Genomic DNA, 20,133 nt, shown 5'->3' with positions numbered 1-20,133 from the left:
AGGAGAGAGATGGACGGCGACAGTAGTCACCCCCCGAGTAGCCACCCCCCGCGCTGGGGCGAGCCGGTGACGGGGGGTGAGATCTGATGTGGGTGCTGTCCTTGCTGCTCGGCCTCCTGGTCGTGCTGGCGATCACTGGTGTCACGGGGTACTTCGTGGCGCAGGAGTTCGCGTACATGGCGGTCGACCGGTCACGGTTGAACGCCCGCGCCGCCGACGGTGACGCCGGGGCACGTCGGGCACTGTCGGTGACCCGACGGACCTCGTTCATGCTCTCCGGCGCCCAGCTGGGCATCACAGTCACCGGTCTGCTGGTCGGCTACGTCGCCGAGCCGATGATCGGCGGCGCGCTCGGTGAGGCGCTGGGCGGGGTCGGTGTGCCCACCGGGGTCGGCATCGCAGTCGGCACCGTGCTTGCGCTGCTGCTGTCCACCCTGATCCAGATGCTGTTCGGGGAGCTGTTCCCCAAGAACCTGGCGATCGCCCGCCCGGAGCCGGTCGCCGTCAAGCTGGCCAGGTCGACCACCGCCTACCTGACCGTCTTCGGCTGGCTGATCACGGTCTTCGATTCCGCGTCCAACGCCCTGCTGCGCCTGCTGCGGATCGAGCCGGTGCACGACGTCGAACACTCCGCCACCGCCCGCGACCTGGAGCACATCGTGGAGGAGTCCGCGCGCAGCGGTGACCTGCCCCGCGAGCTGTCCGTGCTGCTGGACCGCATCCTCGACTTCCCGGAGCAGGACGTGGAGCACGCGATGATCCCCCGCAGTCGGGTCGGCACCGTCCGGGTGGGCACCCCGCTGTCGCAGATCCGTGCGGAGATGAGCGACGGGCACTCCCGCTACCCGGTGCTGACCGAGCAGGACGAGGTGATCGGCGTGGTCCACCTCCAGGACGTGCTGGTCGCCACCGATCCCAACGAGCCGGTGGAACGGATCATGCGCCGACCGGAGCTGATCCCGACCTCGATGTCCCTGCCCGACGCGCTGCGCACCCTGGCCGCCGGTCGCAACCAGCTGGCGTGCGTGCTGGACGAGTACGGCGGACTGGCCGGGGTGCTCACCTTTGAGGATCTGGCCGAGGAGTTGGTCGGGGAGATCACCGACGAGCACGACCCGGAGACCCTCGCGCCCCCGGTGGATGACGACGGGTCCTGGATCATGTCCGGCGACATCCACGTGGACGAGGTGGAGCGTGCCATCGGCCGTGACCTGCCGTCCGGCGACCACGAGACCATCGGCGGTCTGCTGATCGCCGAACACGGGTCGCTGCCCGAGGTCGGCACCAGCGTCGTCGTCCTGCTGCCCGGTGATCCCGGTGACCTGGCCCTGGCCGAGGAGCCCGACCCGGTGTGGATGCGGGTGGAGGTGCTGGAGATCGAGCGGCATGTGCCCGCCCGGGTCCGGGTCACCGTGCCCGCCGATCCACCGCCGTCCGATGCTGAGCGCACCCAGTGGGAGGCGACCCGATGAGCGCCCTGACCGTCGTCATCCTGACCGTGGCGCTGATCGCGCTGTCGGCGTTCTTTGTCGCGGTGGAGTTCGCCGCGCTGGCCGCCAAGCGTTACCGCCTGGAGGAGGCCGCCCCGAGCAGCCGTTCCGCCCGGGCCGCACTGCGCTCATCCACCGAGCTGACCGTCCTGCTGGCCGGGTCCCAGCTCGGGATCACCGCCTGCACCCTGGCCCTGGGTGCGATCACCAAACCCGCCGTGCATCACTGGCTGACCCCGGTGTTCGAGAGCTGGGGTGTGGCGCTCTGGCTAGCGGATGTCGTCGGATTCGTGCTGGCGCTGATCATCGTCACCTTCCTGCACCTGGTGGTCGGAGAGATGGCGCCCAAGTCCTGGGCGATCGCGCACCCGGAGACCTCGGCGATCATGCTGGCCACCCCGATGCGGGCGTTCATGTGGCTGACCCGGCCGCTGCTGCGGGCGCTGAACGAGGCAGCGAACTGGTGTCTGCGCCGGGTGGGTGTCCAACCAGCCGATCAGGTCGCCACCGGCCAGAACCCGGATGACCTAAGGCACCTGGTGGAGCACTCGGCGAATGTCGGGGCCCTGGACACGGTCTACTCGGCACAGATCACCGGTGCGCTGGAGCTCCAGCACCTCACCGTCGGCGACCTGGTGCGTGGCGGCACCCCCACCGCGGTCGACCCGGCCGCCACGATGGCGGATGTCCGCAGTGCCACCCGCACCTCCGGGCATCTGCGGGTCCTGGTCGGTGACCAGGGGGTGGTGCATGTCCGCGACACCCTCGCGCACCCGGACGACGCACCGGTGGCCCCGCTGGTCCGTCCGGTGCTGCGGCTGCCCGCCGACACCCCGGTGGCGGATGCCCTGACCCGGATGCGGGAGGGCCGTCAGCACCTGGCGTTGGTGGAGGGCCGGGGCGTGGTGACGCTGGCGGATGTGCTCGCCCGGTTGTTCCCCGTGGCCCCCACGGCGGAGCAGGCACCCGCGAGCGCCTGAGACAGGGCGGCGGCCCGACCTCTCCGGTCGGGCCGCCGACAGCAGAAGGCCCCGTCCGGATCTGATCCGGACGGGGCCTTCTGTCGGGGTGCGCGAGGGGGGATTTGAACCCCCACGCCCTTTCGGACACTGGCACCTGAAGCCAGCGCGTCTGCCGTTCCGCCACTCGCGCGCTGGAGAACAGTAACACGATCCGCCGGTCTGCCTGCACATCCGCTCGTACACCGCATATGACCCGACTCACCACAGACCGGAACGGCACGGTCTGCACACAGTCGGACACAGCACCGCCGCGATCCCCGCCCGCGCGCCGTCGCGTCTGTGACGCGAACCGCAGCCCCGCGTCGCTACCATCTACCGAGACTGTCGCCGCTGATCCGGCGTGCGACCTGACCGGACGACCAGCCGTGCTCGGCGAGAGAGGTGGTGGACATGGGCATCCTCGACCGGTTCGAACACGGGGTCGAGCGCGTCGTGAACACGGCCTTCGCCAAGGCGTTCCGCAGCGAGGTGAAGCCGGTGGAGCTGGCCAGTGCGCTGCGCCGCGAGGTCGACGACCGCGCCGCCGTCGTGGGCCGGGACCGCACGGTGGTGCCGAACGAGTTCATCATCGAGCTGTCCCCCGGCGACTACGACCAGGTCGAGGCGTGGGGCGCGGAGGCGCTGGCGGACGAGCTGGCGGCGAATGTCACCGACCATGCCACCGGTCAGCGCTACGCCTTCGTCGGGCCGGTGACCGTGGCCTTCCACGAGTACGAGGACCTGGAGACCGGGCGGTTCCGGGTGAAGTCGGCCACCGTGCGCGGTGCGGCCGCTCCGGCCACTGCCGCCGCACCCAGCCCGCGACACCCGCTGATCGACATCGATGGCCAGCGCTACCTACTCACCGGTCCGGTCACGGTGATCGGTCGTGGCTCGGAGGCGGACATCGTCGTCGACGACCCCGGGGTCTCCCGCCGGCACCTGGAGATCCGGGTGACTCCGCAGGGCGTGGTCGCCGCCGACCTGGGATCGACCAACGGGCTGTATGTGGAGGGCCACCAGGTTCCGGCCGCGACCCTGCTCGACGGCAACACGCTGACCATCGGCCGGACCCGGATCATGTTCTGGACCGGAGACGGCGACGGCGAAGGCGACGAGTGAACGGCAGTCATGAGTGAGCTGACGGTCACCCTGCTGCGGCTGGGGTACCTGGTCCTGTTGTGGGCACTGGTGCTCTCCGCGATCGGTGTGCTGCGCCGTGACCTCTACGGCACACGGATCACCAACCGTCGACGCGGAGCCGCCGCCCAGGCCGCCGCCGCGCCGACGCATCCGGCTCCGGCCGCACCGGCTGCCAAACCCCGCGCCCGCCGCTCCGATCCCACCCGTCTGGTGGTGACCGAGGGCCCGCTGCGCGGCACCACACTCCCGCTGGGCAACTCGGCGGTGCTGATCGGCCGGGCACCCTCGTGCACGCTGGTGTTGGACGACGACTACTCCTCCTCCCAGCACGCGCGGATCTTCCAACAGGACCAGCGCTGGTACGTCGAGGACATGGGCTCCACCAACGGCACGTTCGTCGACGACCGCAAGGTCTCCGGCACCGTCGAGGTCCGCCCAGGCACGCCGATCCGGATCGGCCAGAGCGTGATCGAGCTGCAGGGGTAACGCCGGTGACCATCGCATTGCGGTACGCCGCCCGGTCCGACGTGGGCCTGGTCCGGTCCAACAACCAGGACTCCGCCTACGCCGGTCCGCATCTGTTGGTGGTGGCCGACGGGATGGGCGGGCACGCCGGTGGCGATGTGGCCTCGTCGGTGGCGATCGCCGCGCTGGCACCGCTGGACGGCGAGTCGCACGGGCCGGATGACGCCCTGGACGAGCTGGAGCGGGCACTCGACGGTGCCCGGGACGAGATCATCTCGCTGTCTCAGGAGCACCCGGAGCTGGCCGGGATGGGCACCACGGTGACCGCCATCCTGCGCTCCGGCAACAAGCTGGCGATGGTGCACCTGGGCGACTCGCGCGGCTACCTGCTGCGCGACGGGGTGCTGACCCAGGTCACCAGCGACCACACCTTCGTCCAACACCTGGTGAACACCGGCAAGATCACCGCGGAGGAGGCCGAACACCACCCGCAGCGCTCGGTGGTGATGCGGGTGCTCGGCGACTTCGACTCGGACATCGCCCCGGACCTGTCGGTGCGGGAGGCACGCGCCGGTGACCGGTGGCTGCTCTGCTCGGACGGGCTGTCCGGATTCGTCAGCGGCGACACCATCGCCCGCACTCTGCACGAGATCGAGGACGTCGACACCTGCGCCGAGCGCCTGGTGCAGCTGGCCCTGCGCGCCGGCGGCGGCGACAACGTGACCGTGGTGGTCGCCGACGTGCTGGAGCTGGACGAGCTGCCCGACGGTGCCGGCCCCACCACCAACGCCGTGGTCGTCGGATCGGCAGCGACCACCCGGAACACCCCCACCGCCGCCTCGGACGGTCCGGCCGCCCGCGCCGCTGAGCTGTCCCGGCAGGCCAACACCCCGGCCGCTGGTGTGCCGGTGGTCGAGGACGAGGACACCGACGACGAGCACGAGGCGCAGGAGCGTCGGCTGCGTCGTCGCCGCCGGGTGCGCGCCTGGGTGCTCAGCCTGCTGGCCGTGATCGTCCTGGTCGTCGCCGGGTTCGGCTTCTACCGGTGGACGCAGACCCAGTACTACGTCGGCGAGTCCGAGGGCCACGTCGCGATCTACCAGGGCATCCCGCAGAGCATCGGGCCGCTCACGTTCTCCGATGTGGTCGAGGTGTCCGACCTCGCGCTCGACGACCTGCCGCCCTACGTGCAGCAGCGGGTGGAGCAGACCATCCACACCGGGTCCATCGCCCAGGCTCGGGAGCGGGTGCTCGCTCTGGCCGAGGACGCCGAACCGGAGCCGACTCCGACACCCACCCCGTCGCCGAGCATCAGCCGCAGCGCCACCGATAGCACCGACGGCACCAGCACAGGCGGTGCGTGATGGCCACCGTCCAGGCGCACCCGGTGCGCGCCGGGCGGGGCACCGAACTCGGACTCCTGCTGCTGGCCCTGCTCATCGCCATCGCGTCCTACGCCCTGGTCGGACTCGGTGCCACGGATGAGTTGCCCGCCGATGTGATCGGCTACGGCGCGGGCATGACCGGCCTGGCACTGCTGGTGCATGTGGTGGTCCGCTGGCGCGCGCCCTACGCCGACCCGGTGATCGTGCCGGTGGTGGTCGCGCTGAACGGCATCGGTCTGGCGATGATCTACCGGATCGACCTGGCCCGGGAGTCGCGTGGGCTGACCACCATGTTCGCCTCCAAGCAGCTGGCCTGGTCGGCAATCTCGGTGGTGCTGGCCTGCGTGGTGCTGGTGCTGCTGCGTGACCACCGCACCCTGCGCCGCTACACCTACACCGCGATGATCGCCGGCCTGGTGCTGGTGGCGCTGCCCCTGGTACCCGGCCTGGGCGTGACGATCAACGGCGCGAAGATCTGGGTCCGGGCGCTGGGCTTCTCCCTCCAGCCTGCCGAACTGGCCAAGATCGCGCTGGCCATCTTCTTCGCCGGGTACCTGGTGACGCACCGGGACACCCTGGCCCTGGCCGGTCCTAAGATCCTGGGCCTGCAACTGCCGCGGTTGCGCGATCTCGGTCCGATCCTGGTGGTCTGGGGGGCGTCCATCGCGGTGCTGGTCTTCGAGCGGGATCTGGGCACCTCGCTGCTGCTGTTCGGTCTGTTCGTCGCGATGCTCTACGTCGCCACCGAGCGCCTGAGCTGGATCATCATCGGCCTGCTGCTGTTCGGCGGTGGGGTGGTGCTCGCCGCCTCGACCTTCGGGCACGTGGCGGCACGCTTCGACGTGTGGCTGCATGCGCTGGACTCCGACGTGTTCAACCGCTCCCCCGGTGGCTCCGGCCAACTGGTCCGCGGGCTGTTCGGCCTGGCCAGCGGTGGACTCTTCGGCACGGGGTGGGGTCAGGGTCGCCCGGATCTGGTGCCCTTCGCTGAGTCCGACTTCATCGTGGCGTCGCTGGGTGAGGAGCTCGGTCTGACCGGGCTGATGGCGATCCTGGCGCTGTACCTGGTGCTCTGCCAGCGCGGCATGCGCACCGCCATCGGCGTCCGGGACGGCTTCGGCAAGCTGCTGGCCGCCGGTCTGGCCTTCGTGATCGCGTTCCAGTGCTTTGTGGTGGTCGGTGGCATCACCCGGATCATCCCGCTGACCGGTCTGACCACCCCCTTCCTGGCCTACGGCGGATCGTCGTTGCTGGCCAACTGGATCGTGGTGGCCCTGCTGCTGCGGATCTCCGACGACGCCCGCCGTCCGGCTCCAGCGCTGACCGGTGAGCTGGTGGCGACCCCCGCTGGTGGCCTGTCCCTCGGCATGGCACCCGCCCGCGCACTGCTGGCGGCGCAGCAGCAGGTCGAGCCCACCGATGACCAGCCCACTCAGGCCCTGCGCCGCTCGGACGGAGGTGACCGGTGAATACCGCGCTGCGTCGACTCGCCAGCATCACGATGGTGATGTTCCTGGTCCTGCTGGTTGGGACCACCTACGTCCAGTACGTCAGCGCGTCCTCGCTGAACAACGACCCGCGCAACGTGCGCACCCTGTACCGCGAGTACGGCAAGCCGCGTGGCCCGATCATCGTCGGTGGTGAGGTGGTGGCCCAGTCCACCCCGGTCGACGACCCCTACGGCTACCAGCGCAGCTACCTGCAACCGGAGCTGTACTCCTCGGTGACCGGCTTCTACTCCGTGGTCAACGGCGGCTGGGGCCTGGAACGTTCCGCGAATGACCTGCTCACCGGCTCGGCCGACTCGCTGTTCTGGCAGCGAGTACAGGATCTGATCACCGGTGCACAGCCGCAGGGTTCCTCGGTGGAGCTGACCATCGACCCGGCGGCCCAGCAGGCGGCACTCGATGCCCTCGGCGGGCAGCAGGGCGCGGTGGTAGCCATCGAGCCGTCCACCGGTCGGATCCTGGCGATGGTCTCGACTCCGGGCTACGACCCGAACACGCTGTCCACCCACGACACCGCCGCGGCCAACGCCGCCTACCAGGAGCTGCTCGGGGCGGAGGGCAACCCGCTGTCGAATAAGGCCGTCCAGGAGAACTACCCGCCGGGGTCGACGTTCAAGCTGGTCACAGCGGCGGCCGCACTGGAGTCCGGAAAGTACACACCGGAGTCGATGCTCGCTGCACCCCGGCTCTACACCCTGCCGGGCACCAGCACCACACTGCCGAACTTCGGTGGTAGCTCCTGTGGTACCAACGATCAGACGACACTGGCCGACGCGATCCGGATCAGCTGCAACACCGCGCTGGCCGGATTGGGCGCCGACCTCGGCGACGACGCGATCCGGGAGCAGGCGGAGAAGTTCGGCTTCGACGATGCCTCACTGGCCATCCCGACCACCGTGGCGCGGTCCACCTATCCGACCGACCCGAATGTGGCACAGACCGCCCTGTCCGCCATCGGCCAGGAGTCCGTGCGGTCCAGCCCGCTGCAGATGGCGATGGTGGCCTCCGCGATCGCTAACGACGGCGAGCTCATGACGCCGTACCTGATCGACACCGTGCGCACCGCGGACCTGGATGTGATCAGCCAGACCGACCCGAGCAGCTACTCCCAGGCTGTCTCCCCCGACACCGCCCAGCAGCTCACGGACATGATGCTGAGCGTGGTGCAATCCGGGTCGGGCACCGCCGCACAGATCGGTGGGGTGCAGGTCGCTGGCAAGACCGGCACCGCGCAGACCGGTGTGGACGGGGAGTCCCCGCACGCGTGGTTCACCGGATTCGCCCCGGCCGACAACCCGCAGGTCGCCGTTGCCGCCATCGTGCTGAACGGTGGCGACACCGGCTCGGAGGCCACCGGTGGCCGGGTGGCCGCACCGATCGCCCGCGCGGTGATGGAGGCGGTGATCAACCAGTGAAACCCGAGACCGGGATCGTGCTGGGCGGCCGCTACCGCTTGGTCAGCCGAATTGCCGTCGGTGGCATGGGCGAGGTCTGGGTGGCTCATGACGAGTCCCTGGCCCGCGATGTCGCGGTCAAGGTGCTGCGCGAGGAGTTCGCCGGGGACCCCGGGTTCCTGGCCCGGTTCCGCACCGAGGCTCGCAATGCCGGGTCGCTGTCCCACCCTGGCATCGCCGCGCTCTACGACTATGGCGAGCAACAGGGGTCGGCCTTTCTGGCGATGGAGCTGATCGTCGGCGACCCGATGAGTGACCTGCTCGAACGCGAACCGGTGATCCCGCCCCGGCGCCTGCTGCCGATCCTGTCCCAGGCCGCCCGTGCCCTGCATGCCGCCCATCAGGCGGGTGTGGTGCACCGGGATGTGAAGCCAGGCAACATCATGATCACGCCCACCGGTCGGGTGAAGCTGACCGACTTCGGCGTCTCGATGGCCAACAACCAGGTGCCGATGACCGCTACCGGCATGGTGATGGGCACCGCGCAGTACCTGTCCCCCGAGCAGGCGGTGGGTGGCCCGGCCAGCGCCGCCTCCGACATGTACGCGCTCGGGATCATCGCCTACGAGGCCACCGCCGGGAAGCGCCCGTTCACCGGGTCGACCGCGGTCGACATCGCCGTGGCGCACGTCAACCAGGCTGTCCCGCCGCTGCCCGCCTCGGTGCACCCGGAACTGGCCCGATTGATCATGCGGTTGCTGGCCAAGGACCCGGTGGAGCGACCGGCCACTGCCGAGGAGCTCGCCGACCTGCTGGACGACCTGGTGCCCCGCACTCCCGCCGGTGGCACCCCGTCGGTCAGCACCCCGCTGCCCCCGGCCTCGATCCCGGTCGGTGGCAGGCCGCGCAACACCGGCACCCCGCAACGCCCCTCCGCCGCCGGCGCGACCCGGGTCCGCGGTCAGGTCGGGGGGCCCGATCCGCTGCCGGACGACGAGCCACCGCCGCCCGCCTTCGACCCGCGCACCGGTCGACCGCTCGGTCAGCAGGTGCCGGACCGGGCCGGGACGCCGACCACCACCCGAGCGCACGCCCGAATCGATCCTCGACGCCGGTCACTGCAACGGATGCAGGTCCGCTGGCCGCTGCTGGCCCTCGCGGTGCTGGTGGTGGCGTTGCTGGGCGCGGCGGTCGCGGACCGGATCATCAGTTCGGCAGGACCTTTCCCGCACGATCACGATCTGAGCACGACCAGCGTGGGCCTCCAACTGGCTGCAGGGGACAATGACATGATGCGCGAGCGCGTGACCGGGCTCGACCCGATCACCGAGACGACGACAGTGAAGGACGCCTAGTGGTGGACGACGGATCCCGGATCCTCGCCGGACGGTACGAGGTCGGCGAGCTCATCGGCCGCGGTGGCATGGCCGAGGTGCACATCGGGCACGACACTCGGCTCGGCCGCACCGTGGCCATCAAGATCCTGCGCTCCGACCTGGCCCGCGACCCGTCGTTCCTGGCGCGGTTCCGTCGGGAGGCCCAGGCAGCCGCAGCGCTGAATCACCCCGCCATCGTCGCGGTCTATGACACCGGCGAGGACACCTTCACCGAGCCCAGCGGCGCACTCTCCCATGTGCCGTTCATCGTGATGGAGTACGTCGAGGGCCACACCGTTCGCGACATCCTGCGCGACGGCCAGGCGGTGCCCATCGAGGAGGCCATCGAGATCACCTCCGGTGTGCTGTCCGCACTGGAGTACTCGCACCACGCCGGGATCGTGCACCGGGACATCAAGCCCGCGAACGTGATGCTGACCCCGACCGGTGCGGTCAAGGTGATGGACTTCGGCATCGCCCGCGCGGTGGCCGACTCCGCCGCCACCATGACCCAGACCCAGGCCGTGATCGGCACCGCGCAGTATCTGTCCCCCGAACAGGCCCGCGGCGAGACCGTGGACGCCCGCTCCGACCTGTACTCCGCCGGGTGCCTGCTGTTTGAGCTGCTCACCGGGCGACCGCCGTTCATCGGTGACTCCCCGGTGGCGGTGGCCTACCAGCACGTGCGGGAGACTGCCCCGGCACCCAGCTCCATCGCCTCCGATGTGCCCGAGGTGCTCGACCGGATCTGCGCGAAGGCCCTGGCCAAGGAGCGGGAGAACCGCTACGCCTCCGCTGCGGAGTTCCGCGCCGACCTGGAGGCCGCTGCCCGCGGTGGACAGGTGTCCGCACCCACGCTGGCCGCCGCCGGTCTGGCCGCCGGTGCCGCGACGCAGGTGATGTCGCCGCAGCAGGCCGACGCCACCCAGGTCATGCCCGGCTCCGCCGCCCCCGCCTGGGCCCCCACCGCCCTCGAGCCCACCGGTGCGCCGGAGGAGGACGAGGAGGAGGAGACCACGTCCAAGAAGTGGCTCTGGATCACCCTGAGCATCGTGGGCGTCCTCGCGGTCGCAGGCATCATCTGGGTGCTCCTACAAGGCAACCAGACCGAGGAAACCCCGCAGGTCACCATCCCCACCGTTACCGGTCAGGCTGAGGCGGAAGCCACCACTGCGCTCACCGACCTCGGGTTCGAGGTCAAGCGGGTGGAAGAGACCTCCGCTACCGTCGCCGCGGGCATGGTCACCAAGACCGATCCCGCTGAGGGCACCTCCGTCGACGAGGGCTCCACCGTCTCGCTGTACGTCTCGACTGGGCCGGACACCGCCTCGGTGCCCGACGTCACGGGCATGACCCAGGACCAGGCCCGCGACCAGCTGGAACAGGCTGGCTTCACCGTCGGGAACGTGACCCCGGAGGACAGCCCGGACCAGAGCGCGGGGCGCGTGCTGCGTACCGACCCGGCCCCCGGCCAGGCGGTCGAGGCCGGCAGTGAGATCGCCCTGGTGGTCGCCTCCGGCAACGTGCAACTGCCCGACCTCACCGGTCAGGCGGAGGCCGACGCCTCGGCCACCCTGAACGGACTGAAGCTCACCGCGGTCATCCGGAACGAGGAGAGCAGCGACGCCGCACCGGGCACCGTGCTCCGGCAGGACCGTCAGGCCGGGCCGGTGCCGCAGGGCACCACGGTCACGCTGACCATCGCCAGCGCGCCCACCACGGTGACCATCCCGGACAGCATCGTCGGGATGAACTCCGAGCAGGCCACGTCGGCACTCCAGGATCTGGGCCTGACCGTCCGCACCGAGGGCGCCCAGTCCGAGACGGTGCCGGAGGGCAACGTCATGTCCGTGAACCCGCCGGCCGGGAGCTCGGTCAAGATCGGCAGCACAGTCACGATCACGGTCTCCGAGGGCGCGCCGAACAGTGGCGACAACGGCAACGGCGGCGGTCAGGGCGGCAACGGCTGATCGACCGCAGAGCATGACGAGGGCCCCGTCACCGGGTGGTGGCGGGGCCTTCGTGTTTGTCCGGAATCGCCGCAGGCCACCGGGATCTGGACCGAACGGCCGCGACGTGCCCGCGTGGCCTCAGCCGATGCGCGATGTCAGCCTCGGACCAGCGGTCGCAGATCCACCGACCGCGCCACCGCCTCCGGGTCACCGGTGACCGCCAGCCAGTTGGCCAGCAACCGGTGACCACCCTCGGTCAGCACCGACTCCGGGTGGAACTGCACCCCGTGCAACGGCAGGTCGCGGTGCTGAAGCCCCATGATGATCCCGTTGGCCCGGGCGGTGACCACCAGCTCGTCGCCAACCGTCCCGTCCACCACCGCCAGCGAGTGGTACCTGGTCGCGGTGAACGGGGTCGGCAGTCCGGCGAACACACCCTGCCCGTCGTGCTCGACCTGGCTGGTCTTGCCGTGCATCAGCTCCGGCGCGTGCGTCACGGTGCCGCCGTAGACCTCGCCGAGAGCCTGGTGCCCGAGGCAGACCCCCAACATCGGCAGCCCGCTGGCCGCACAGTCCCGGATCACCTGGATCGACGCGCCGGCCTCCGCGGGTGTGCCGGGCCCGGGCGAGATCAGCACCCCGTCGAATCCGCCGCGCTCGGCGACCGGGGGCACAGCGTCGTTGCGGACCACCACCGTCTCGGCCCCGAGCTGATCGAGGTAGCCGACGATGGTGTAAACGAAGGAGTCGTAGTTGTCCACGACCAGGATGCGGCTGCTCACGGTGCTACTCCTCGCCGACGGTGGCGTCGTTGAACGGCATGTACGGGGCGATCTCGGGGAACACCCACAGGAAGCAGGCGGCCAGCACCCCGGCCGCGAGGATCAGCATGATCAGGGTACGGACCACCGCAGGTCCGGGCAGGTGTCGCCACAGCCAGCCGTACATCAGAGCTCAACGCCTTCCAGCTCGGCGGGGATGCCCTCGGAGGTGGGCGCCCAGTAGTCCAACTCCCCCCAGACGATGTACCGCTCGCGCGCGGAGTACATCGGGTGGCAGGAGGTCAGGGTGATCAACCGCTGGGTGGCGGTCTCATTGGTGACCGACGGGTCCTGCGGGTCCGGGGCTATCGTCCACACGTCCTTCGGGTAGACGATGTCCGACCCGGTGACCCGGTAGACGTACCAGGTGTCCTGGGTCCACACCACGATCGGGTCGCCAGGCTGCAACTCCGCGATCCGGTTGAACGGCTTGCCGTAGGTGGTCCGGTGCGCGGCCAGTGCGAAGTTGCCGAGGCCACCGGGCATCGCCACCCCGTCGTAGTGCCCCACACCCAGCGGGTTGAGCACATTGGGCCGGTCAGTGCCCTGGGTGATGGTCCGAGTGGGCTCCCCCTCCCAGCGCGGCACCCGCATCGAGGCGAAGGTGGTCAGGTACTCGGGCTGCTCCAGCACCGGCGGGTCGTCGTAGCGGGGCGTGACGATCTGGGTGGCGTTCTCCAGCGGGTCGTTCCACCCACCGGCCTCAACCACCGCTGCCTGTTCACGGTTTCCCTCGATGTCCGTCCACCACAGCTGCCAGCCCAGGAACGCCAGCAGCAGCACACCGGCGGTGATCAGCAGCTCGCCGACCACACCGATCAGGCCGAGCACGGCACCGGCGAACCCTCCACGGCGACGACGCTGGGCACGACCGTGCCGGCCCTCCTGCACCCGGCGGGCGCGTCGACTGTCCGTCCCAGCACCGACGATCGCGTCGTCGAAGCCGGGCACCTGAGAGTAGGTGCCGCTCATCCTGCGGAATCCTCCTGGTCGGGACCAGCCGATCCGCCCGCGGCGGCGACCAGTCCCGGCAGGATCTCGGTCCCCTCCGGCACGCTGGCATAGGTCAGATCGGCGGGGCCATCGTAAGCGGGCAGGCTGAGATCGTCGCTCTCCTCCACGGACCAGCCCAGTCCCACCGCCGCCACCCAGCTGCGATACGCCCGCACCGCCGGGTCCGCGTCGAGTGCGGCACGCAGCTTGTCGGGGTCGCCGACCGCCGTCACCACGTAGGCCGGCGAGTACCGACGACCCTGGAGCGAGAGCACGTTGCCGATGCACTGGAACGCGCTGGTGGAGATGACGCGCTGGTCCATCAGCATCATCGCCTCCGCTCCCCCGGCCCACAGCGCGTTGATCACCGCCTGGAGGTCCTGCTGGTGCACCACTAGGTCGTCCGCGCTGACCCCGGCGGGGCGAGGACCGTTCGGGTCGGCGTCATCCAGTTTCACCACCAGGCCGCCGCCGGTCACCGGCACCTGCCCGGCAGCGACATCCGCAGCGATCCCCGCCGTCGACCAGTCGACCCCGGAGTGCGCGTTCTGTTCCGCGGTCAGAGCGTCGACTTCGGTGCGCAGCTGCTCGACCTGGGTGGCCAGCCGTTCCCGGCGCGTGTCCTCGTTGGCTTGCAACCCGGGCAGGTCGACTGCCTGCCGTTCATTGGTGCCGCGGGCCAGCCGCGCGTTCGCAGTGAAGAGCGATCCGGACAGCGCCATCACCAACGCCACACTCACCGTGCCGCGCAGGGCACGTCGCCGCCCGGCTCGATGCTGATGGTGCTCGGGGCGGCGCCGCGCACCCCCGGGTTCGGGTGCGGCGGACACCTGGTCCGACCGCCCCGTACCACCGGTCTGCTCGGTCACGCACCCTCCCCGGGTCGACCCCACTACGCTAGGGCACGTTCTCCGGCCGACACGGCATCTGCCCGGCTGGATCTGGTCGACGTATCGAAGTCAGGAGCATCCCCGTGCCGAAGTCGAGGACGCGGAAGAAGGCGCACTACACCGCCCCGCAGGAGAAGGCCGTCGCCAAGATCGGCAACCCCTCCTGGTTCATCCCGGTGATGGTGGGCCTGCTGGTGTTCGGTCTGGCCTGGATCGTGGTGACCTACTTGACCGGGTTTAATTACCCCATCCCCAGCATCGGTGCCTGGAACCTGGCCGTCGGCTTCGCGTTCCCGCTGGTCAGCCTGGGTATGGCAACCCGCTGGCGCTGAGCTCTCCACTGGCGCCGTTCGCGCCGGGTCGGCATTGTTCGCCTGGGCAGGCGCTGGATCCCCTGCACCACCCGATGCGATATCGACGCGCAGACGGGCACCGAGGGCCGGACTCCCATGACTCCTTGAACCGGAGCGATCGGGGGTGCCGGCCCTCAGTCGTCTCCGCAGCGTTGTCCCCAGCCGACGCCGGTGCCGTCCCCAACCCTTCGACCCGATGGTTCCGGCCCGCGAGGCACGGTGACCGTGATCTGTCCCCAGCAGTGCACAACCCTGTGGATAACTACACCGGTGTAATTCCACAGCTGTGAGTAACGCTGGGGATGACCACTCAGCCGATGAAGCCGAAGTGCGCGTACAGCGCCACCGGTACCGCGATCAGGACCAGCGCCATCGCCACGCTGCTGATCACGGCAGTCAGCTGCTGCTTCTCCCGTGGGGCGTAGGCGAAGATCGCGCCCAACACCGCACCGACCACCAGGCCACCCAGGTGCGCCTGCCAAGCCACTCCGGGCAGCACAAAGCCGAGCACCGCGTTGATCACGATGACACCGACGATCGTCCCGGCGGACCGCCCCACCCGACGCAGCACCACCAGCACCGCACCGAAGAGCCCGAAGACCGCTCCGGAAGCGCCATAGAGCCCGGTCACCCAGTCGTTCGGGAAGTGCAGCGCACCGAGCGCCATGAACATCACCGAGCCGCCCAGCGCACTGAGCAGGTACAGCACAGCGAACCGCCACCGACCGAGCGCCTGCTCCAAGAACGGCCCCACCGACCACAGCGCCACCATGTTGAACAGCAGGTGGAACGGCTGGCTGGGGGCGTGCAGGAACGCGCTGGTCAGGAACCGCCAGGGCTCGTTCCACCCGATCACCGGCGCGAACAACCAGTCCCGGGTCCAGGTGTCGGTCACCTGCTGCAACACGTAGCTGACCACGCACAGCCCGATCAGGGTCAGCGTGACCACCGGCCGCCCCTGACGGGCCACCCCACCAAAGATCGTCCGGTTGCTCGGCGTGCGAGCAGCGGACTCCCGCACGCAGTCGACGCATTGGATACCGACCGCGGCCGGGCGCTGGCACTCCGGGCAGGTCGGCCTGCCGCACCGCTGACACCGCACATAGGAGATGCGGTCCGGGTGCCGCGGGCAGACCGGCGGCGGGGGAGTGGGCGCAGCGCCCGGCTGCGGGTAGCTCATCGGTGTCTCAGGCCTCGATGTCGACCGACTCGATCACCACGTCCTGTGCCGGACGGTCACCAGGGCCAGTCCGGGTGGTGGCGATCTCGTCCACAACCTTCTTGGACGCCTCGTCGGCAACCTTGCCGAAGATGGTGTGCTTGCCGTTCAGGTGCGGGGTCTCGGTCACCGTGATGAAGAACTGCGAGCCGTTGGTGCCACCGACCTTGCCGCTGATCGGGTCCCGGCGCAGACCCGCGTTGGCCATCGCCAGCAGGTAGGGCTCGGAGAAGCGCAGCTCGGGGTGGATCTCGTCGTCGAAGGTGTAACCGGGGCCGCCGGTGCCACGGCCGAGCGGGTCGCCGCCCTGGATCATGAAGCCGTCGATCACCCGGTGGAAGACCACGCCGTCGTACAGCGGGGTGTTCTTCTGCTCCCCGGTGGCCGGATCGGTCCAGGTCTTCTCACCGGTGGCCAGGCCGCGGAAGTTCTCCACGGTGACGGGCGCGTGGTTCGGGAACAGCTCCAGGCGGATGTCGCCACGGTTGGTGTGCAGAGTCGCGTACATGGCGGTCATCCTCGCACGGGGGTCTGACCGTCGGCTGGGTGAACGGAATGTGCCGGTGTGTCCATCTCGGCGCGTCTGCCACCTGCGCGAAAGCCGACACAGTGGCAGAGTGGGAGGTCATTCGACCAGCGTGGAGCGGGAGTGAGTGGACATGCCCTTTCTGACCCGACGGAGCAAGCTCGATCGCGTCGCCGACAAGTTGCAGGCCGAGCGCCTCAAGGACCAGGCCGCTGACGTGGGTGCCGCCCTCGCCGAGGCCCGGTCCAAGGCCGCTGACCAGGCCGGCAAGCTCGCCGTCGTCGCCAAGGAGCAGGCCATCGTCAAGGCCGGCACTGCCAAGGAGGCTGCCGGACATGCCGTGGAGTGGAGCCAGCCCCGGGTGGAGGCCGCCATCGAGTGGCTGGCACCCCGGATCGACCACCTGTACAAGGAGGGCGTGAAGGCCGCCGCTCCCCGGGTGGAGAAGGCTGCCGAGAAGGCCAGCCCGGTGATCGACACCGCGCACGACAAGCTCGTCGACGAGCTGCTGCCCAAGCTGGTCGCCGCGGTGAACGACGCCGCCGACCGCGCCGGATCGGCCGTCGCTGCTGTTGCCGACAAGGCGCAGGACGCCCCCGCCGTCGTGTCCAAGGCCACCAAGAAGGCCGCAGCCGCGATCGAGAAGGCAGAGAAGCCGAAGGGCAAGGCCGGCAAGCGGTTCCTGATCGTCGCCGCCGTCGTCGGTGCCGGTGCCGCTGTCTTCGCCTGGACCCGCAGCCGCAGCCAGAACGACCCGTGGGCTGAGCCCTGGGAGCCCGAGGCCCCCACCGGTGACCAGGTCCGCGCCCGTGCGCAGACCGTCCGCGAGGACCTGGGCGACCAGCTCGGTGACGCGGCGGAGGCCGTGGGCGAGGCCGCCGGTGAGGCGGTCGCCAAGGGTCGCGAGGCCGGTAAGAAGGTCGCGGAGAAGGCTGCCGAGGTCCGCGAGGCCGCCGCTGACAAGGCGCAGGATGTGCAGGAGAAGGTCTCCGAGGCCACCGAGAAGGTGCAGGGCGCTGCCAAGAAGGCAGCCCCGCGTCGCAGCCCGGCCAAGAAGCCGGAGGGCGAGGCCGACCAGGCCTGACCCCACCAGACACGACGGCCCGGTCCCCGCACGGGGGCTGGGCCGTCGTCATGTCCAGGCGGTCGTCATCCCTGGGCGGCGATCAACTCCCGCGTCCCGACCACCGTGGCGAACTCCCCGTGCAGATTCGCCGCCGTGATCGCCGACAGCGTGGCCGCGGGGATCGTCGTCCCCTCGAGCCCCTCGCGGTCGAAGGTGTGCGTCGCGTCGATCGCGAAGTACGTCTCGTACCCGAGGTTGCCGGCCAGTCGAGCGGTGGTCTCACAGCAGTGGTTGGTGGTGATCCCGCAGATCACCACCTCGTCGATGCCCGCCCCGCGCAACCAGGCGTCCAGATCCGGCGTGCCGTGGAAGCTCGAGTTCACCGACTTCCGCACCAGCAGATCGGGCTCGCCGGTGATCACGTCCTTGAACGCGTGGCCCGCCGCACCCGGCGCCAGCACCGACCCCGGCGTGGTCGAGTCGTGCCGCACGAACACCACCGGCCACGACCGCGACCGCCAGAACGCGAGCAGCTCCGCCACATGCGCCTCGCACTCCGGGTTGTCCCGCGGACCCCAGTAGCCCGCGTCGTCGAACCCGCGCTGCACGTCCACCACGATCAACGCCGGGTTCCGCAGCGGTGTCATGCCCGGATCACCTTCGCCATCGGCTTGCCCTTGGCGAGCTCGTCGACCAGCTTGTCCAGCCACCGGATCTGCTGCATCAACGGGTCCTCGACGTCCTCGACCCGCACCCCGCAGACGACCCCGGTGATCAGGTCGGTGTGCGGGGTCATCGGCGCCGCAGCGAAGAAGTCCGCGAATGTCGTGCCGGCGTCGAGGTGCGCACGGAACTCCTCGTCGGTGAAGCCGGTCAGCCAGAGGATGACCTCGTCCACCTCGGCGGCGGTCCGGCCCTTGCGCTCGGCCTTGGCGATGTACGCGGGGTAGACCGCGGCGACGGGCTGGCTGAAGATCCGGCTCATCCGGCGAGGGTAGTCCGCGGGCGGTGTCGGAGGTGGCCCCAAGGGTGACGGCTCAGCCGCCCGAGCCCATCTCTGGAGGTCGCCCCATGCCCACATCCCCGATCCACGTCGTCTCCCGCCGCCGGTCCGCCGACCGGATCCGCGCGGACTTCCCGGACGCCACCATCGTCGACGTCACCTCGCGGGGTGCCGAGCCCTGGGTGCAGCTGAGCCCGTTCTACCCGGTCGGCGGACTGCCGGTACCCGGCATGCCCGACCACACGTCGGCGTCCGTGGAGGGTGTCTGGCAGGGGTTGAAGGTCTTCGAGCACGCGGATGTCGACCCCAGCCGGTTCGACGTCGACACCATGCGCGGACTCAAGCGCACCGTGCGGCGCTTCGGACCCGTCCGCGGCCACCGGCTCGGTGATCGTCTGCTCGGGTACGTGGAGGCTCGGCAGCAGATCTACCTGCCCACCTACCGGGTCGTCCTGGCAGAGCGGGAACGCGACCTGGTCGAGCGGATCCGTGGGGTGGGGGAGTTGGTCCTGCTGGACTACACCACGAACGGCGACCTCACCGATCCGCGCGCCCCGCTCTCCCATGCCGCTCTCATCGCTCGCTGGCTTCGGGACGACTGGCCCCACTGAGCCGATCCATCAGTTCCAGGCTCGCCGCGACGATCTGCCGCTGCGCCTCCGACCGGGACACCGTCGGGGAGCCGTCACCAGGCTGCGCACCGTAGTCCGCGAAGAACGCGTGCACCGCGCCGGCCACCTCCACGTACTCGGTGTCGAGCGGCAAGTCCGCGCGGGAGGCGGCGATCTTCGCCGGGGTGCTGAGCCCGTCCTCGGACCCGGAGATCGAGGTCACGGCCAGCGCCGCGTCGCTCATGTCGTCCAATGGGTAGGACGCGTGCAGCAGCAGACCGTCCAACAGCTCCGGGTGCTGCTCGGCGAACCGTGCCGCGGCCACCCCACCCAGCGAGTGTCCACCGACCGCCCCGTGCTCGATGGAGTCGAAGGTGTCGATCGCCCCACCGGACTGGTTCAGGTCGGTCAACGCGATCCCCAGCGGTTCCTCGAGCACCACCACCAGGTACCCCACCTCGGCCAGTGGTCGCAGCACCGCCGTGGTCGCCCGGACGTCGACCCGGGTGCCGGGGGAGTAGACCAGCCCGATGGTCGCCGGGCCGTCCTGCGGCGTGAAGGTGTACCAGTCATTCTCCTCCTGGACCGTCACCGCGTCGTCAGAGACCAGCGCCGCACGTGCCGCGTCGGTGGCGGGGAACGGCCGGAGCCAGTCGGAAGCGCCCGCGAGCGCTACCAGCACGAGCAGCCCCGCCACTGCCCCGACCGCACGGAGCATCCCGCGCGTCTCCCGGGGTCGTCGCCAGGCCCGGACCGTGGTCGCGAGCAGCAGCACCCCGGCGAGCAGGGACACGATCAGCAGCGCCGCGAGCGTCCAGTGCTGGTGCGGAACCGTGTCACCGGTCGATGCCCAGGTCCATACCGGGGCGACGACCAGGGCCAGCCCGACCACGGCACGGAGAACCAGGAACTGCCAGGAGGTGCTCATCCGGTCACA

21 protein-coding genes and 1 tRNA gene are annotated in these 20,133 nt (G+C 70.1%); 12 read left to right on the top strand and 10 right to left on the bottom strand.

Annotated elements, in window-relative coordinates; translation table 11 throughout:
• Positions 1-86: 86 nt before the first annotated feature.
• The gene (locus AB0N78_RS13545; protein WP_363391113.1) at positions 87-1,472 is read left to right on the top strand and encodes a hemolysin family protein; all 1,386 of its coding nucleotides are present in this window, start codon (positions 87-89) and stop codon (positions 1,470-1,472) included.
• Complete coding sequence (locus AB0N78_RS13540) at positions 1,469-2,470, top strand: hemolysin family protein (protein WP_363391110.1); 1,002 nt, start codon at positions 1,469-1,471, stop codon at positions 2,468-2,470. Before AB0N78_RS13545 ends, AB0N78_RS13540 begins: the two co-directional genes overlap by 4 nt.
• An 89-nt stretch (positions 2,471-2,559) precedes the next feature.
• Here AB0N78_RS13540 and AB0N78_RS13535 read toward each other — a convergent pair.
• Positions 2,560-2,642 (bottom strand) — tRNA-Leu (locus AB0N78_RS13535).
• Between the two features lie 260 nt (positions 2,643-2,902).
• Between AB0N78_RS13535 and AB0N78_RS13530 the strand changes: the two genes are divergently transcribed.
• The 7 genes from AB0N78_RS13530 to pknB are packed head-to-tail and all read left to right on the top strand — an operon-like array spanning position 2,903 to position 11,732.
• Entirely contained in the window at positions 2,903-3,613 is a 711-nt protein-coding gene (locus AB0N78_RS13530; RefSeq protein WP_363391107.1) for a DUF3662 and FHA domain-containing protein, read from the top strand.
• 9 nt (positions 3,614-3,622) lie between these two features.
• The gene (locus AB0N78_RS13525; RefSeq protein ID WP_363391104.1) at positions 3,623-4,120 is read left to right on the top strand and encodes an FHA domain-containing protein; all 498 of its coding nucleotides are present in this window, start codon (positions 3,623-3,625) and stop codon (positions 4,118-4,120) included.
• A gap of 5 nt (positions 4,121-4,125) precedes the next feature.
• Positions 4,126-5,463, top strand: a complete 1,338-nt coding sequence (locus AB0N78_RS13520) for a Stp1/IreP family PP2C-type Ser/Thr phosphatase (protein ID WP_363391101.1) — start codon at positions 4,126-4,128, stop codon at positions 5,461-5,463.
• A complete protein-coding gene (locus AB0N78_RS13515) occupies positions 5,463-6,953 on the top strand; it encodes an FtsW/RodA/SpoVE family cell cycle protein (protein WP_363391098.1) in 1,491 nt (496 codons plus the stop codon). The genes AB0N78_RS13520 and AB0N78_RS13515 overlap by 1 nt, the downstream gene beginning before the upstream one ends.
• Positions 6,950-8,407 (top strand): penicillin-binding protein 2, encoded by a 1,458-nt coding sequence (locus AB0N78_RS13510; RefSeq protein WP_363391095.1) that lies wholly within the window; start codon positions 6,950-6,952, stop codon positions 8,405-8,407. The genes AB0N78_RS13515 and AB0N78_RS13510 overlap by 4 nt, the downstream gene beginning before the upstream one ends.
• Complete coding sequence (locus AB0N78_RS13505; protein WP_363391092.1) at positions 8,404-9,741, top strand: serine/threonine-protein kinase; 1,338 nt, start codon at positions 8,404-8,406, stop codon at positions 9,739-9,741. The genes AB0N78_RS13510 and AB0N78_RS13505 overlap by 4 nt, the downstream gene beginning before the upstream one ends.
• Positions 9,741-11,732: a Stk1 family PASTA domain-containing Ser/Thr kinase gene (pknB, locus tag AB0N78_RS13500; protein WP_363391089.1), complete on the top strand. Its 1,992-nt coding sequence runs from the start codon at positions 9,741-9,743 to the stop codon at positions 11,730-11,732. The genes AB0N78_RS13505 and pknB overlap by 1 nt, the downstream gene beginning before the upstream one ends.
• A gap of 137 nt (positions 11,733-11,869) precedes the next feature.
• Here pknB and AB0N78_RS13495 read toward each other — a convergent pair whose 3' ends face one another.
• Genes AB0N78_RS13495 through AB0N78_RS13480 form a run of 4 tightly spaced genes read right to left on the bottom strand, consistent with a single transcriptional unit; the run spans position 11,870 to position 14,397 of the window.
• Positions 11,870-12,496, bottom strand: coding sequence for an aminodeoxychorismate/anthranilate synthase component II (locus AB0N78_RS13495; RefSeq protein ID WP_363391086.1), 627 nt, complete (start codon positions 12,494-12,496; stop codon positions 11,870-11,872).
• Between the two features lie 4 nt (positions 12,497-12,500).
• The gene (locus AB0N78_RS13490) at positions 12,501-12,662 is read right to left on the bottom strand and encodes a hypothetical protein (protein WP_363391083.1); all 162 of its coding nucleotides are present in this window, start codon (positions 12,660-12,662) and stop codon (positions 12,501-12,503) included.
• The gene (locus AB0N78_RS13485; protein ID WP_363391080.1) at positions 12,662-13,507 is read right to left on the bottom strand and encodes a class E sortase; all 846 of its coding nucleotides are present in this window, start codon (positions 13,505-13,507) and stop codon (positions 12,662-12,664) included. Before AB0N78_RS13485 ends, AB0N78_RS13490 begins: the two co-directional genes overlap by 1 nt.
• Positions 13,504-14,397, bottom strand: a complete 894-nt coding sequence (locus AB0N78_RS13480) for a DUF881 domain-containing protein (RefSeq protein WP_363391077.1) — start codon at positions 14,395-14,397, stop codon at positions 13,504-13,506. Before AB0N78_RS13480 ends, AB0N78_RS13485 begins: the two co-directional genes overlap by 4 nt.
• Positions 14,398-14,501: 104 nt before the next feature.
• On the opposite strand from AB0N78_RS13480, the gene AB0N78_RS13475 reads away from it, so the two are divergent.
• A complete protein-coding gene (locus tag AB0N78_RS13475; protein ID WP_363391074.1) occupies positions 14,502-14,750 on the top strand; it encodes a cell division protein CrgA in 249 nt (82 codons plus the stop codon).
• Between the two features lie 331 nt (positions 14,751-15,081).
• Here the strand turns inward: AB0N78_RS13475 and AB0N78_RS13470 are convergent, their stop codons facing one another.
• Complete coding sequence (locus AB0N78_RS13470) at positions 15,082-15,792, bottom strand: rhomboid family intramembrane serine protease (protein WP_363391071.1); 711 nt, start codon at positions 15,790-15,792, stop codon at positions 15,082-15,084.
• 166 nt (positions 15,793-15,958) lie between these two features.
• On the bottom strand, positions 15,959-16,498 hold the full coding sequence (locus tag AB0N78_RS13465) for a peptidylprolyl isomerase (RefSeq protein WP_363391068.1): 540 nt from the start codon (positions 16,496-16,498) through the stop codon (positions 15,959-15,961).
• A 151-nt stretch (positions 16,499-16,649) separates the two neighbouring features.
• Between AB0N78_RS13465 and AB0N78_RS13460 the strand changes: the two genes are divergently transcribed.
• Complete coding sequence (locus AB0N78_RS13460; protein ID WP_363391065.1) at positions 16,650-17,600, top strand: hypothetical protein; 951 nt, start codon at positions 16,650-16,652, stop codon at positions 17,598-17,600.
• 65 nt (positions 17,601-17,665) lie between these two features.
• Here AB0N78_RS13460 and AB0N78_RS13455 read toward each other — a convergent pair whose 3' ends face one another.
• Together AB0N78_RS13455 and AB0N78_RS13450 are read right to left on the bottom strand one after the other, a co-directional pair.
• Entirely contained in the window at positions 17,666-18,229 is a 564-nt protein-coding gene (locus AB0N78_RS13455) for a cysteine hydrolase family protein (RefSeq protein WP_363391062.1), read from the bottom strand.
• A complete protein-coding gene (locus AB0N78_RS13450) occupies positions 18,226-18,567 on the bottom strand; it encodes a DUF2200 domain-containing protein (protein ID WP_363391060.1) in 342 nt (113 codons plus the stop codon). Before AB0N78_RS13450 ends, AB0N78_RS13455 begins: the two co-directional genes overlap by 4 nt.
• Before the next feature lie 86 nt (positions 18,568-18,653).
• On the opposite strand from AB0N78_RS13450, the gene AB0N78_RS13445 reads away from it, so the two are divergent.
• Positions 18,654-19,196, top strand: coding sequence for a hypothetical protein (locus AB0N78_RS13445; RefSeq protein ID WP_363391057.1), 543 nt, complete (start codon positions 18,654-18,656; stop codon positions 19,194-19,196).
• On the opposite strand, the gene AB0N78_RS13440 is transcribed toward AB0N78_RS13445, so the two are convergent.
• Entirely contained in the window at positions 19,159-20,124 is a 966-nt protein-coding gene (locus AB0N78_RS13440; protein ID WP_363391054.1) for an alpha/beta hydrolase, read from the bottom strand. The two genes, AB0N78_RS13445 and AB0N78_RS13440, sit on opposite strands and share 38 nt — an antisense overlap.
• Between the last annotated feature and the right edge of the window lie 9 nt (positions 20,125-20,133).

Origin of the sequence: Cellulomonas sp. NPDC089187 (assembly GCF_040685135.1) — a bacterium.
In the GTDB taxonomy this organism is placed as follows: Bacteria; Actinomycetota; Actinomycetes; order Actinomycetales; family Cellulomonadaceae; genus Cellulomonas.
The sequence above is the reverse complement of the archived record's forward strand: the minus strand, read 5'-3'. Positions and strand labels throughout refer to the sequence as shown.

Coding starts and splice junctions, on each gene's coding strand:
- AB0N78_RS13545 (WP_363391113.1), top strand. CDS start 87: ATGTGGGTGCTGTCCTTGCTGCTCGGCCTCCTGGTCGTGCTGGCGATC.
- AB0N78_RS13540 (WP_363391110.1), top strand. CDS start 1,469: ATGAGCGCCCTGACCGTCGTCATCCTGACCGTGGCGCTGATCGCGCTG.
- AB0N78_RS13530 (WP_363391107.1), top strand. CDS start 2,903: ATGGGCATCCTCGACCGGTTCGAACACGGGGTCGAGCGCGTCGTGAAC.
- AB0N78_RS13525 (WP_363391104.1), top strand. CDS start 3,623: ATGAGTGAGCTGACGGTCACCCTGCTGCGGCTGGGGTACCTGGTCCTG.
- AB0N78_RS13515 (WP_363391098.1), top strand. CDS start 5,463: ATGGCCACCGTCCAGGCGCACCCGGTGCGCGCCGGGCGGGGCACCGAA.
- AB0N78_RS13490 (WP_363391083.1), bottom strand. CDS start 12,662: ATGTACGGCTGGCTGTGGCGACACCTGCCCGGACCTGCGGTGGTCCGT.
- AB0N78_RS13485 (WP_363391080.1), bottom strand. CDS start 13,507: ATGAGCGGCACCTACTCTCAGGTGCCCGGCTTCGACGACGCGATCGTC.
- AB0N78_RS13465 (WP_363391068.1), bottom strand. CDS start 16,498: ATGTACGCGACTCTGCACACCAACCGTGGCGACATCCGCCTGGAGCTG.
- AB0N78_RS13460 (WP_363391065.1), top strand. CDS start 16,650: ATGCCCTTTCTGACCCGACGGAGCAAGCTCGATCGCGTCGCCGACAAG.
- AB0N78_RS13455 (WP_363391062.1), bottom strand. CDS start 18,229: ATGACACCGCTGCGGAACCCGGCGTTGATCGTGGTGGACGTGCAGCGC.
- AB0N78_RS13450 (WP_363391060.1), bottom strand. CDS start 18,567: ATGAGCCGGATCTTCAGCCAGCCCGTCGCCGCGGTCTACCCCGCGTAC.
- AB0N78_RS13445 (WP_363391057.1), top strand. CDS start 18,654: ATGCCCACATCCCCGATCCACGTCGTCTCCCGCCGCCGGTCCGCCGAC.
- AB0N78_RS13440 (WP_363391054.1), bottom strand. CDS start 20,124: ATGAGCACCTCCTGGCAGTTCCTGGTTCTCCGTGCCGTGGTCGGGCTG.